Genomic DNA, 11,942 nt, shown 5'->3' with positions numbered 1-11,942 from the left:
TACGTGTAGCTAGCCGCCAAGCATAGCCGGCTTTTCCGTTTCGTCAATACCTTAGATTCTAAGGGGTTTCGAATCCTTTCGCTCTGGTTCCGCGTTTGCGGGTCCGTTGCGTCGGGGGAGCTGAACTATATGCCCAAGACGACTCTTTGGGAAGAGGTTTGTGAAAAAAATTTCACGGTGTTGGTCTCACATGCAGCGATACGTCGCTGTAGCTAGACACAACAGGCCGCTGATCATGCGCAGACGCATAGCGGCCTCATATAAATGCCGTCTCGCAGGGCAAGGGTTGCCGCCGTGCAGCAACCTTAAGCAGCTCAGCCGTTCACAAGCGCAACGCGGGCAAAATTGCGTTTGCCTACCTGGATGACACCTTCAAAGCCCGGCACGAACTGACGCGCAGGGTCTTCAACCACTTCGCCGTCGATCTTGACCGCTCGCTCCTTGAGCTTACGCGTAGCTTCGGAATTACTCGGCGTCAGGCCGGAGGCGGTGAGCAGGCTGGCAATACGCAGCCCCTCGGCAGGCACGGCGACCTCTTGCAGCGGCAGCAGGCTGGTGTCGCCCTGCCCTGTCACCACCGCATGCCAGCCGGCGATGGCTTGCTCGGCAGCGGCGGCATCGTGGAAGCGGGCGGTCAGTTCGCGGGCCAGACGCAGTTTGACCTCGCGTGGGTGCAGCGCACCGGAGGCGACCTGCTCTTTCAGGCGTGCGGCCTCGGCGACACTCATGTCGAAGGAGAGCAAATCTATCCAGCGCCAGGTCAGCTCGTCGCCGATCTTCATGGTCTTGGTGACGATGTCGATGGCCGGCTCGTTGATGCCGATATAGTTGCCCAGCGACTTGGACATTTTGGCCACGCCGTCCAGGCCCTCCAGCAACGGTACCGTCAGCACCACCTGCGGGGCCTGCCCGTAGTGCTCCTGCAGGCCGCGCCCCATGAGAAGGTTGAACTTCTGATCGGTGCCGCCCAGCTCGACGTCTGCCTTCAAGGCGACCGAGTCGTAGCCCTGCACCAGCGGATACAGGAATTCGTGGATGGCGATCGGCTGCTGGCCGCTGAAGCGCTTGGCGAAGTCGTCGCGCTCGAGCATGCGCGCGAACGTGTGTTGGGCCGACAACTTGATCATGTCCGCCGCGCTCATCTGGCCGAACCACTCGGAGTTGAAGCGCACTTCGGTGCGCTCGCGGTCCAGGATTTTGAAGACCTGCTCCTGATAAGTGCGCGCGTTGGCCAGCACATCCTCACGGCTGAGCGGCTTGCGGGTGACGTTCTTGCCGCTGGGGTCGCCGATCATTCCGGTGAAGTCGCCGATCAGGAAGATCACCTGGTGCCCGAGTTGCTGGAACTGCCGCATCTTGTTGAGCAGCACAGTGTGGCCCAGATGCAGATCCGGCGCAGTGGGATCGAAACCGGCCTTCACCCGCAACGGCACCCCTGATGTCAGCCGCGCTTGAAGCTGATCGAGCTTGAGGATCTCTTCGGCACCGCGGCCGATAAGTGCGAGGGATTCTTCGATAGTGGCCAACCACAGACTCCAGCGGCGTTTGCCGTCAAAAACGTGAACGATGTTAAACTCGGGTCAATTCCGCACCATAATGAAAATGTCGAACAGGCTCAATGGTTTGACGCGCTGTTGCAGGCTGTCTATGGTACCGGTGATTGGGCTCGCACTTCGAGCCAACGAGGAATTTGAACGATGCAGAACTCAGAGCAGGGCCGTGCACGCAAGCGGCGCTTTCAAGAACGCCTCCACGTCCTCCACGACACTGCCCTGCATCGCAAGCTCAAGGCGCATCTCCCGGAAGCATTCAATGACCAGTGGACGCGCCGTCACTGGATCCACGCCAGTCTGTTCGCCACCATCGGCGCGCTGGTGGCCACGATCGTGCCGGGCTTCTCCAATGCCATTGATACGCCGCTGCCCAGCCATTCCACACTGGCATTGCCACTGCCGCCGTTGGTGCCAAGCCGCAAGCAGCTGGCACCGAGCACCGATTGGGAGATTCTGCAGGTCAAATCAGGGCAGACGCTGAGCACCTTGTTCGGCGAGTTGGGGATTCCGACCACGGTGATGTACCAGGTGCTGGCGCATCCGGGCACCAAGGACGCGCTGACCAAGCTGCGCCCGGGTGCCGAGATCGCGTTCGATATGCCCACGCCGGGCGAGCTGCGCGCATTGCGCTTCGACCGCGACGACAGCCACCGTGTGGAGTTACGCCTGCTGGGCGACAGCGTGCGCGAGAACGTCACCAAGCGGGCGACGACCAAACGCACGGTGGTGGCGAGCGGGGAAATCAGCAGCTCGCTATACGCATCGGCCGGCAAGTCTGGGCTGTCGCCCGCGGCGGTGGCGATCATGACCGACGAGATCTTCAAGTACGACATCGACTTCGACAAGGATCTGCAGCCTGGCGATCGTTTCAGCGCGGTGATGGACGAAACCTGGCGCGAAGGCGAGCGGATCAACACCGGCGACATTCTGGCGGCGACCTTTACCACCGGCGGCAAGACCTACACCGGGTTCCGCTTCGAGCGCGCAGGCAAACCAGCCGAGTATTTCGACATCACGGGCCGGCCGCTGAAGAAGAGCTTCATTCGTATGCCGGTGGCTTACAGCCGCATCAGCTCCACTTTCGGGGCACGCAGGCATCCGGTGCTGGGCACGATGCGCATGCACAAGGGTGTGGATTACGCGGCAGCGTCGGGGACACCGATCATGGCGGCCGGCGATGCGCGGGTGGTGTTTGTCGGTACCCAGCGCGGCTACGGCAATGTGGTGATCCTGGATCACGGCAAGAATTTCAGCACGCTGTACGGGCACATGTCGCGCTTCGGTAAGGTCAAGGCGGGGCAGCGCATCAACCAGGGCACGGTGATCGGCTATGTCGGGATGACCGGTCTTGCGACCGGCCCGCACCTACATTACGAATTCCGCGTCGCCGGGCAGCAGCGCAACCCGATGTCGGTCACCATGCCGCCACCGGAGCCGTTGCAAGGCGGAGAGCTTGCCGTATTCCGCGCGCAGACCGCGCCTGCGCTGGCGCGCATCGAAGGCATGGAAAAGTTGATTTATGCCGACGCCGCCAAGCCTGCCAGGGGCAAGCCGCGCGGTTGAGTGGGTGCGTTATAAAAGACATTGCAGGCGGTCGGCCAGTGATTGCAGGCGGCAAACAGTGCCGCTTCACAAGCGCCATTGGCGATTCGAGCATCTGCCGCAGTGCTCGCATGACGCACGCGCAGTCCTGTTGAGTCGTCAATTTGGTTGACGGCCCTGCCCCGGCTGCACAAGCTGAGCGATCGCTGCGCAACTGATTCTGCCATGTCTGCACTGAAACACGTGGAATCCCCGCTTTATCTGGGCCTGATGTCGGGCACCAGCGCCGACGGTATCGATGCGGCGCTGGTGCGCTTTGAAGACGACAGCCACCGTCGCTGCGAGTTGGTTGCTGGCACGACGGTGGCCTGGGAGCCGCAGCTGCGCGAGACGCTGGTGATGCTTGGCCAGGGCGCCGAAGTGATCGCCATCGATGCGCTTGGGCAACTGGACGCGCAGGTGGGACTGGCGTTCGCGGCTGCAGCCAACCAATTGATCCGCGAGAGCGGGGTCGAGCGGCAGCACATTCGCGCGATCGGCTCGCACGGGCAGACCATTCGGCACCGACCGAAGGCCGATCCGGCCTTCACCTGGCAGATCGGCGATGCCAGCCGGGTTGCCGAGCACACCGGCATCACCACGGCAGCCGATTTCCGCCGCCGCGATGTGGCCGCCGGTGGTCAGGGTGCGCCGCTGATGCCAGCCTTTCATCTGGCCATGCTGGGCGCAGGCGACGAAGACCGCGCGGTACTCAATCTGGGCGGCATCGGCAACCTGACATTGATCCCGCGCAATGGCGCGGTGCTAGGTTTCGATACCGGCCCCGCCAATGCATTGCTGGATAGCTGGTGCCAACAGCATCTCGGCACGCCGTTCGATGCCGATGGTGCGTTTGCTGCCAGTGGGCAGGTCGATACCGCGCTATTGCAGGCGCTGTTGGCCGACCCGTGGTTTGCATTGGCGCCACCCAAAAGCACCGGGCGCGAGCAGTTCCATCTGGCCTGGGCGCTGCAGGCGATGCAGTCACTGGGGAACGCGGTGCTGTCCGCAGCCGATGTGCAGGCGACGCTGCTCGAACTCACCGCCGCCAGCGTGGCCGATGCGTTGCTACGGCTGCAGCCCGACACCCGCCGCGTGCTGGTCTGCGGTGGCGGGGTGCGTAATCCGGTGTTGATGGCCCGCTTGGGGGCACGGTTGCCGGGCGTGGCGGTGGAATCCAGCGCGCGGCATGGGCTGGATCCGGATTATCTGGAGGCGATGGGGTTTGCGTGGCTGGCGGCAGAACTGCTGGCAGGGCGCCCGGCCAATCTACCGTCGGTGACCGGGGCCGCGGGGCTGCGGTTGTTGGGGGCGATTTATCCGGCGTGAGGCCGATTGCCTGCTGAGCTGAATGATGGGTGACGCTTGGCGCGGTGCGTTGGACGTCGAGGTATTCTGGTAAAGCCTTGTCGCACTTAGGTGCGTCGTTACCCGAGGATGCGATAGCCAACGGCAAGCTGCGCTAAGGACTGTATCCAGCCGGCAAGGCTTTGAGCGCGGCGATCGCTTCGGCCAGCGCATCGACTTCCGGGTGCTGCTGGCCGCCAGTGACTTCGTATTCGCTGGTGAACAGGCCTTGTTCGAGCAGATGCATCACGGTCTGGTGCTGGGTCCAGCCACGTGCAACGGAAATGCGACGGATCCTGTCCACCAGCACTGGATCGATGTCACGCACTACCAGATCGGTCATGCCCTGCCTCGTGCAATGCGCTGCCCCGTTGGCATCATCGGCAACCTGGGCGGACGTTTCAATGCGGCCGCCTTTCGTGCGCCAGCAGGCGTGGCCATAGCCAAGCAAGCAGCAGCAGTGTGGGAATCACGGTCAACGCGCTGAGGATGAAGAAGGTGCTGTAGGACGTCGCTTCGACCAGAAAACCGGAGACGCCGCCGGCGAACTTGCCAGGCAGGTTGGCCAGCGAGACTAGCAAGGCGTATTGGGTGGCGGTGAAATTGCGGTCGGTCAGCGAGGACATGAAGGCCACCAGCACGGTAGCGGCGAAGCCCTGAAACAGATTGTCGGCGCTGAGCGCGGCATAGAAGGCCCACAGCTTGCCGGGGTTGTGCGCCATCAGCAGGAACGCCAGGTTGGACAACGCCACACCCAGGGCGGCAACCAGCAGCATGCGACGGAATCCGAACGCCGCCACCGCCGCACCGCCAGCGAAGGCGCCGACAATGCCCATCCAGACGCCGAACAGTTTGGAGACGGTGGCGATGTCGGCCTTGGTGAAGCCCGAATCCAGATAGAACGGCCCGGCCATCACGCCGATGACCTGGTCGGGAAACCTGTACAAGCCCACGAACAGCAGAAACACGATCCCCAGCGTCAGACCATTGATGGAAAAGAAGCTGGAAATCGGCTGCCAGAATGCACCTGCCACATCGACGCGACGTACCACCGTGGCCTCGGGACGATCGGGCTCGCGGCATAGCAACGTAGTGACGATCGGCAGCAGCATCAGTGCCGACATGCCCAAATAGGCCAAGGTCCAACCCAGATATTCGGCCATGTACAGCGCGCCCGCGCCGCCCAGAATCAGGCCGATGCGATACCCCAGCGTGTAGGTTGCCGCCAGCGCGGCCTGCGCGGCATCCGGGGCGATTTCGATGCGGTAGGCATCTACCACCGAGTCCTGGGTGGCGCCCCAGAACGAGGCGAACAGGACCCAGCCGATCAGGCCAGTCACGCTCAGGTCCGGGCGCGAGAACGCCAGCGCACACAGGCCGATGGTGACGCCGATCTGCGCCACCAGCAGCCAGGAGCGACGCCGCCCCAGAAACGCGGTGAGCGGAAACGCATAGCGGTCGATCAGCGGCGCCCACAGAAACTTGAGCAGGTAGAAGAAGCTGGCCAGACTGATCAGACCGATGCTGCCCAGGTCCAGGCCGACATCGCGTAATCGGGTCGACAGGGTCTGCGAGGCAATCAGCAGGAACGGCAATCCACTACCGAAGCCGAGCAACGCCATGGTCGCCGCCGATGGCGTAGCGAAAGCGTGCCGGATGCCGCGCCAGCCTTTGTCGTTGGATGCAGGCTTGGTCATGCGTCTGGCCAGTGGGAGCGGAAGCCGACGAGACGCTGACGTTGCCTTTCAGGAGCCGGTGCCGATCCTTGGCTCACTCCGCGTAATCCACGATATAAGGCGCATGGTCGGAGAAGCGCTGTTCGCGATAGATCGAGCAGCTTTGCAGCTTGTCGCGCATCCAGGGAGTGACCAGCTGGTAGTCGATGCGCCACCCGACATTGTTGCCGCGCGCCGCGCCGCGATTGCTCCACCAGGTGTAGTCCTCGCCCTGCGGGTGCAGCACCCGGTATGTGTCGATCCAGCCACGGCCCTTGGCGGCGTTGGCTTCTTCCAGCGCGTCGGCGCACAGGCCGTTGAGCCAGTCGCGCTCGGGCGACAGGCAACCGGAGTTCTTCTGGTTGGACTTCCAGTTCTTGATGTCCAGCGCGGTACGCACGATGTTCCAGTCGCCGCACAGCACGTACTGCCGGCCACCGGCCAACCACTCGTCCAGGATCGGCCGCAGCCATTCCATCACCTGGAATTTGTAGCCCTGGCGCAACTCGCCCGAAGAACCCGACGGTATATAAAATGACACAACGCTGAGGTTGCCGAAGCGGGCCTCTATATAGCGGCCTTCTTCGTCGAACTCGGGCCAGCCCAGCGCGGTGCGCACCTCATCGGGCTCGTGCCTGCTATAGATCGCCACGCCGCTGTAGCCCTTCTTGGTGCTGGCGTCGCGAAACCAGGCCTTGTAGCCGGCGGGCAGGAATTTCGGACCGGCGAGCTGATGCTCCTGGGCTTTGGTCTCCTGCACGCACAGCACGTCGGCATCCTGGGCAGCGAACCACTCGAAGAAACCCTTGCTGGCGGCCGAGCGCAGGCCGTTGGCGTTGAAACTGATGATGCGCATGGGCGGGAATGGGGAATCGGGAATGGAGAATCGTAAAGCCTACCCCAGGCGCATGCAGAAGGTTGCCGGCGCGCGATGCGTTTACCATTCCCGATTCCCGATTCCCGATCCCCCGCCATGACCGACCACCGCACCCGTTTCCTGCAGCTGGCCCTGGGCGCCGAGGCCCTGCGCTTTGGCGAGTTCACGCTCAAGTCCGGGCGGCTCAGTCCGTATTTCTTCAATGCCGGGCGCTTCGATTCGGGCGCCAAGACCGCGCAGTTGGCGCAGTGCTATGCCGATGCGATCGATGCGGCGGGGGTGGAGTTCGATCTGTTGTTCGGGCCGGCTTACAAGGGCATCCCTTTGGCGACCGCGCTGGCCTGCGCTTACGCCGGGCGCGGGCGCGACGTGCCAATGGCGTTCAACCGCAAGGAAGCCAAGGCGCATGGCGAAGGCGGCAGCCTGATCGGTGCGCCGCTTGAGGGCCGCAAGGTGTTGATCGTCGATGACGTGATCACCGCCGGCACCGCGATCCGCGAGGCGCTGGGCATCATCCACGGCGCGGGCGGCATTGCGTCCGGGATCGTGGTGGCGCTGGACCGGCAGGAGATCGCCTCCGAGCAGGATCGGCGCTCGGCTGCGCAGGCGGTGGCGGCCGAGGCCGGCATCCCGGTGATTGCGGTGGCCAACCTGGGCGACTTGCTTGCTTTTGCGGCAGGAAACGCCGACCTTGTGGGCTTCCGGGAACCGCTGCTGGCCTATCGTGGCCGCTACGGGACCGACACCACATGCTGACGGCAGGCGACAGGGGGCTGCGATGATGCCGATACACATCCGTTTGGCGTTACTCGCCGCCGCGGCGGCAGCTGTCGTTGCAACAATGACCGCCGCCGCGCCCGCCAGTGCGCAGGACAAACCGGCCGCGAAAAAGCTGTATTGCTGGAACCAGAACGGCATCCGCGTGTGCAGCGATACGCTGCCGCCGGAGGCGGTGAACCAGGCGCGCGACGAATTCAACGTCAATAGCGGCATGCGCAGCGCCGAGGTGCAGCGCGCGATGAGCAGCGACGAGCGTGCTGCCGCCGCGGCCAGCGAACAGCAACGCCAGGCCGATCTGGCCGCCGAGCAGATGCGCCAGCGCACCGACCAGGCGATGTTGATGTCCTACCAAAGCGAGGACGATCTGCGCCGGGTCTTCAACGAGCGCATCGCTATCGTGGACAACAACATCCATACCGCGCGCTTCAACGTGACCAGCCTGCGCGAGGGGTTGGCCAGCATGCTGCGCAGTGCAGGCGACCGCGAGCTGGCCGGCGACATCCAGCAGCGCCATCGCGAGTTGATGGCGCAATTGCGTCTGCAGACCAGCTTCGAGCAGCAACGGGTGGCGCTGGACGGCGAAATCGCCGACATCCTGCTGCGCTACCGGGCCATGAAGGAGCCGCACGCCGGCGCCTCGCCCGCCGGCTGACTGCTGCGGCGGTCATTCCCGCGCGTGCGATTGGCCACGGCGGGCGGCATTTCCCGATTCGACGCCCTGACCGCATAATGGCCGGTCTTACTCCTTGCCCACGAGGCTTTCCCGCATGGCCCGGATCATCGCCATTGCCAACCAGAAAGGCGGCGTCGGCAAGACCACGACCGCAGTCAATCTGGCGGCCGGCCTGGCGCGCGCGCCCAAGCGTGTGTTGCTGGTGGATCTGGACTCGCAGGGCAACGCCACCATGGGCAGCGGCATCGACAAGCGCGATGTTGCCGCGTCCACCTGCGACCTGTTGCTGGGCGAAAACACCGCCGCCGAAATCCTGGTCACTGCGCCGGAGGGCTTCGACCTGCTGCCCGGCAACATCGACCTGACCGCTGCCGAGATCCAGCTGATGGATCAGAGCGAGCGCGAGCAACGGCTCAAGCGCGCACTGGCGCCGATCCGCGACGAGTACGACTTCATCCTGATCGACTGCCCGCCGGCGTTGTCGCTGCTGACGCTCAATGCGTTGACCGCCGCCGATTCGATCATCGTGCCGATGCAGTGCGAGTACTACGCGCTGGAAGGACTCACGGCATTGCTGGAAACGATCGAAGCGCTGCGCGCCAACCTCAATCCGGCGCTGGAAATCGAAGGCGTGCTGCGCACGATGTTCGACATCCGCAACAACCTTGCCAATGCGGTGTCGGCCGAGTTGACGCAGCATTTCGGCGACAAGGTGTTCCGCACCATCGTGCCGCGCAACGTGCGCCTGGCCGAGGCGCCCAGTCATGGCCAGAGCATCATCGGTTACGACCGCACCTCGCGTGGCGGCGTGGCGTACCTGGGGCTGGCCGGCGAAATCGTGCGCCGGCACAACGACCGCAACAAGGCCTTCCGGCCCGTGGAGACCGTTTGATGAGCAAGCCGATCCCCGCAAAAAAACGTGGTCTGGGCCGCGGCCTGGAAGCGCTGTTGGGACCGAAGGGCGCGGCAGCCGCAGCGGCACCGAGCGCAGCCAGCGAGGACGCATTGCAGCCGGGCGACAGCTTGCGCCAGTTGCCGGTGACCCAGTTGCAGCCGGGCAAGTACCAGCCGCGTAAGGAGATGGACGAGGTCAAGCTGGCCGAGCTGGCCGAATCGATCAAGGCGCAGGGCGTGATCCAGCCGATCGTGGCGCGCGAACTGGCGCCGGGGCAGTTCGAGATCGTGGCAGGCGAACGTCGCTGGCGCGCTTCGCAACTGGCCGGGCTGACCGATGTGCCGGTGGTGGTGCGCGAGCTGGACGACCGCACCGTCATCGCGATGGCGCTGATCGAGAACATCCAGCGCGAAGACCTCAATCCGCTGGAAGAAGCCCAAGCGCTACAACGGCTGATCGACGAATTTTCGCTGACCCACGCAGAGGCAGCCGGAGCGGTGGGCCGTTCGCGTGCGTCGGTGTCCAACCTGCTGCGTCTGCTGGAATTGCCGGTGGCGATCCGGGTGTTGCTGGAAACCCGCCGGCTGGAAATGGGCCATGCGCGTGCGCTGCTCACCCTGGCGCCGGAACTGGCCAGCAAGCTGGCGCAGGAAGCGGCCGACCAGGGCTGGTCGGTGCGCGAGGTCGAACACCGCGCGCAGCAGTTCTCCGCTGGCAAGGTGCCCGGTTCGCTGCGTAAGGGCAAGCCGGCCGCCGCCGCACCGCAGGCCGACATCGCTTCGTTGGAAACCGAGCTGTCCGAATCGCTGGGCACCAAGGTGGTGTTCAATCACGGCCGCGGCGGCAAGGGCAAGCTGGTGATCCATTACACCGACCTGGACACGCTGGACGGCGTGCTGGAACGTTTACGCGCCCAGCGCAGCTGAATTCCTGCGCCCACGCAAGAGGATCATCCCGGCATGAATCCCACTAAGGTGGATCGCAATCATCTGCTGTGTCTGACCGACCTGCCGAACGTCGGGCCGGCCTGCGAAAAAGATCTGCGTCTGATCGGCATACGTGTGCCTGCGCAGGTGCGCGGCCGCGATGCCTACGACATGTACGCGCAACTGTGCCTGCGCACCGGCGTGCTGCACGACCCATGCGTGATCGATGTGTTCCTATCGATCGTGCGTTTCATGGAAGGCGAGGCGCCGGGCCCGTGGTGGTCGTTCAGCGCCGAACGCAAAGCCAAACTGGCCAGCGAAGCACAGCTCAGCATGGGGTGAGTGCGATGGGTGAGCGAACGTCGCCAGGAAAGCGCTTCGGAGTGGTCTAGCGTCGCCTTTCGCCTCCCTTTTGCCACTAAAAATCTCCAGGACAACTTCCATGACCATTCTCGTGACCGGCGCTGCCGGTTTCATCGGTGCCTACACCTGCCGCGCGCTGGCTGCGCGTGATGAGACGGTGGTGGGCCTGGACAACTACAACAGCTACTACGACCCGCAGCTCAAGCGCGACCGGGTGGCAGCGCTGTGCCCGGACATCGACATCCGCACGCTGGATCTGACCGACCGTGATGGCCTGGCCGCGTTGTTCGATGAGATTCAGCCCACGCGCGTGGTGCATCTGGCCGCGCAGGCCGGGGTGCGTTACTCGCTGGAAAATCCATCCGCCTACGTCGACAGCAACCTGGTCGGTTTCGTCAACATGCTGGAGCTGTGCCGGCATCGGGGCGTGCAGCATCTGGTGTATGCGTCGAGCAGCTCGGTGTATGGCGACTCGGCGACCCCGCCGTTCTCCGAAGACCAGCGCGTGGACCAGCCACGTTCGCTGTATGCGGCGACCAAGGCCGCCAATGAGCTGATGGGCTACACCTACGCGCAGTTGTACGGCCTGCGCGCGACGGGCCTGCGCTTCTTCACCGTGTATGGGCCGTGGGGCCGGCCGGACATGGCGCCGCTGATCTTCAGCCGCGCGGTGCTGGCGGGGCGGCCGATCGAGGTGTTCAACCACGGCAAGATGCAGCGCGATTTCACCTTCGTGGACGATATCGTGGCCGGCGTGCTCGGCGCGCTGGACACGCCCAGCGGCGAGCCGGTGCCGCACCGGGTGTTCAACCTGGGCAACCACACTCCGGTGGAGCTGGAACACTTCATCGACGTGATCGCGCAAGCCGCCGGCCGCGCGGCCGAGAAGCGCTATCGGCCTATGCAGCCGGGCGACATGGTCCGCACAATGGCCGACACGCAGCGCGCGCAGGCGGCCTTCGGCTTCGATCCGGCCACCCCGGTCGAGCGCGGGTTGCCGCAGGTGGTGGAGTGGTGCCGCAGCTATTTCGGCGATCGCGCGTAGAGCAGCCATCGACACTGCTGCACTGACAATCCGGCGGGCGTAGCCGGTGCTCGCGGCGCATCTATCACTGGACCGCTGCGGTTCTGAGCGCGCCGCCCGCACGTCCACCTGACCCTGAGGTATCCCCACGTTTTTCAGCCCATGACCATCTGGTTGTAGACGTGTTCGGGCAGTGTGCGTAATCGCT

General features: G+C 64.3%; 12 protein-coding genes. 8 read left to right on the top strand and 4 right to left on the bottom strand.

Annotated elements, in window-relative coordinates:
• Positions 1 to 314 precede the first annotated feature (314 nt).
• Positions 315 to 1,526: a tyrosine--tRNA ligase gene (gene tyrS, locus XpopCFBP1817_RS16220; RefSeq protein WP_128417904.1), complete on the bottom strand. Its 1,212-nt coding sequence runs from the start codon at positions 1,524 to 1,526 to the stop codon at positions 315 to 317.
• A gap of 171 nt (positions 1,527 to 1,697) precedes the next feature.
• On the opposite strand from tyrS, the gene XpopCFBP1817_RS16215 reads away from it, so the two are divergent.
• Positions 1,698 to 3,116 carry a M23 family metallopeptidase gene (locus XpopCFBP1817_RS16215; RefSeq protein ID WP_128417903.1) on the top strand — a complete coding sequence of 473 codons (1,419 nt, stop codon included), beginning with the start codon at positions 1,698 to 1,700 and terminating at the stop codon, positions 3,114 to 3,116.
• Between the two features lie 204 nt (positions 3,117 to 3,320).
• Positions 3,321 to 4,463, top strand: a complete 1,143-nt coding sequence (locus tag XpopCFBP1817_RS16210) for an anhydro-N-acetylmuramic acid kinase (protein ID WP_128417902.1) — start codon at positions 3,321 to 3,323, stop codon at positions 4,461 to 4,463.
• A gap of 133 nt (positions 4,464 to 4,596) precedes the next feature.
• Here the strand turns inward: XpopCFBP1817_RS16210 and XpopCFBP1817_RS16205 are convergent, their stop codons facing one another.
• From XpopCFBP1817_RS16205 to XpopCFBP1817_RS16195, 3 genes are all read right to left on the bottom strand, one after another.
• Positions 4,597 to 4,824 carry a hypothetical protein gene (locus XpopCFBP1817_RS16205; RefSeq protein WP_128417901.1) on the bottom strand — a complete coding sequence of 76 codons (228 nt, stop codon included), beginning with the start codon at positions 4,822 to 4,824 and terminating at the stop codon, positions 4,597 to 4,599.
• Between the two features lie 58 nt (positions 4,825 to 4,882).
• A complete protein-coding gene (locus XpopCFBP1817_RS16200) occupies positions 4,883 to 6,178 on the bottom strand; it encodes an AmpG family muropeptide MFS transporter (protein WP_167393958.1) in 1,296 nt (431 codons plus the stop codon).
• A 73-nt stretch (positions 6,179 to 6,251) separates the two neighbouring features.
• Entirely contained in the window at positions 6,252 to 7,052 is an 801-nt protein-coding gene (locus XpopCFBP1817_RS16195) for an exodeoxyribonuclease III (protein WP_128417900.1), read from the bottom strand.
• 117 nt (positions 7,053 to 7,169) lie between these two features.
• Here XpopCFBP1817_RS16195 and pyrE point away from each other — a divergent pair, with 117 nt between their 5' ends.
• From pyrE to XpopCFBP1817_RS16165, 6 genes are all read left to right on the top strand, one after another.
• Complete coding sequence (gene pyrE, locus XpopCFBP1817_RS16190; protein WP_128417899.1) at positions 7,170 to 7,829, top strand: orotate phosphoribosyltransferase; 660 nt, start codon at positions 7,170 to 7,172, stop codon at positions 7,827 to 7,829.
• A 22-nt stretch (positions 7,830 to 7,851) separates the two neighbouring features.
• Positions 7,852 to 8,505 carry a hypothetical protein gene (locus XpopCFBP1817_RS16185; protein WP_128417898.1) on the top strand — a complete coding sequence of 218 codons (654 nt, stop codon included), beginning with the start codon at positions 7,852 to 7,854 and terminating at the stop codon, positions 8,503 to 8,505.
• A 115-nt stretch (positions 8,506 to 8,620) separates the two neighbouring features.
• The gene (locus tag XpopCFBP1817_RS16180) at positions 8,621 to 9,418 is read left to right on the top strand and encodes a ParA family protein (protein WP_128417897.1); all 798 of its coding nucleotides are present in this window, start codon (positions 8,621 to 8,623) and stop codon (positions 9,416 to 9,418) included.
• Positions 9,418 to 10,347 carry a ParB/RepB/Spo0J family partition protein gene (locus tag XpopCFBP1817_RS16175; RefSeq protein WP_128417896.1) on the top strand — a complete coding sequence of 310 codons (930 nt, stop codon included), beginning with the start codon at positions 9,418 to 9,420 and terminating at the stop codon, positions 10,345 to 10,347. The genes XpopCFBP1817_RS16180 and XpopCFBP1817_RS16175 overlap by 1 nt, the downstream gene beginning before the upstream one ends.
• A 33-nt stretch (positions 10,348 to 10,380) precedes the next feature.
• Positions 10,381 to 10,689 (top strand): helix-hairpin-helix domain-containing protein, encoded by a 309-nt coding sequence (locus XpopCFBP1817_RS16170; protein ID WP_128417895.1) that lies wholly within the window; start codon positions 10,381 to 10,383, stop codon positions 10,687 to 10,689.
• Between the two features lie 100 nt (positions 10,690 to 10,789).
• Complete coding sequence (locus XpopCFBP1817_RS16165) at positions 10,790 to 11,755, top strand: NAD-dependent epimerase/dehydratase family protein (protein ID WP_128417894.1); 966 nt, start codon at positions 10,790 to 10,792, stop codon at positions 11,753 to 11,755.
• The last annotated feature ends 187 nt before the right edge of the window (positions 11,756 to 11,942 follow it).

Origin of the sequence: Xanthomonas populi (assembly GCF_002940065.1) — a bacterium.
In the GTDB taxonomy this organism is placed as follows: Bacteria; Pseudomonadota; Gammaproteobacteria; order Xanthomonadales; family Xanthomonadaceae; genus Xanthomonas; species Xanthomonas populi.
The sequence above is the reverse complement of the archived record's forward strand: the minus strand, read 5'-3'. Positions and strand labels throughout refer to the sequence as shown.

What these genes read in the sequence shown, in the direction of transcription:
- XpopCFBP1817_RS16185 (WP_128417898.1), top strand. Translation starts at nt 7,852, where the DNA reads ATGATGCCGATACACATCCGTTTGGCGTTACTCGCCGCCGCGGCGGCA.
- XpopCFBP1817_RS16175 (WP_128417896.1), top strand. Translation starts at nt 9,418, where the DNA reads ATGAGCAAGCCGATCCCCGCAAAAAAACGTGGTCTGGGCCGCGGCCTG.
- pyrE (WP_128417899.1), top strand. Translation starts at nt 7,170, where the DNA reads ATGACCGACCACCGCACCCGTTTCCTGCAGCTGGCCCTGGGCGCCGAG.
- XpopCFBP1817_RS16210 (WP_128417902.1), top strand. Translation starts at nt 3,321, where the DNA reads ATGTCTGCACTGAAACACGTGGAATCCCCGCTTTATCTGGGCCTGATG.
- XpopCFBP1817_RS16170 (WP_128417895.1), top strand. Translation starts at nt 10,381, where the DNA reads ATGAATCCCACTAAGGTGGATCGCAATCATCTGCTGTGTCTGACCGAC.
- XpopCFBP1817_RS16195 (WP_128417900.1), bottom strand. Translation starts at nt 7,052, where the DNA reads ATGCGCATCATCAGTTTCAACGCCAACGGCCTGCGCTCGGCCGCCAGC.
- XpopCFBP1817_RS16200 (WP_167393958.1), bottom strand. Translation starts at nt 6,178, where the DNA reads ATGACCAAGCCTGCATCCAACGACAAAGGCTGGCGCGGCATCCGGCAC.
- XpopCFBP1817_RS16180 (WP_128417897.1), top strand. Translation starts at nt 8,621, where the DNA reads ATGGCCCGGATCATCGCCATTGCCAACCAGAAAGGCGGCGTCGGCAAG.
- XpopCFBP1817_RS16205 (WP_128417901.1), bottom strand. Translation starts at nt 4,824, where the DNA reads ATGACCGATCTGGTAGTGCGTGACATCGATCCAGTGCTGGTGGACAGG.
- XpopCFBP1817_RS16215 (WP_128417903.1), top strand. Translation starts at nt 1,698, where the DNA reads ATGCAGAACTCAGAGCAGGGCCGTGCACGCAAGCGGCGCTTTCAAGAA.
- XpopCFBP1817_RS16165 (WP_128417894.1), top strand. Translation starts at nt 10,790, where the DNA reads ATGACCATTCTCGTGACCGGCGCTGCCGGTTTCATCGGTGCCTACACC.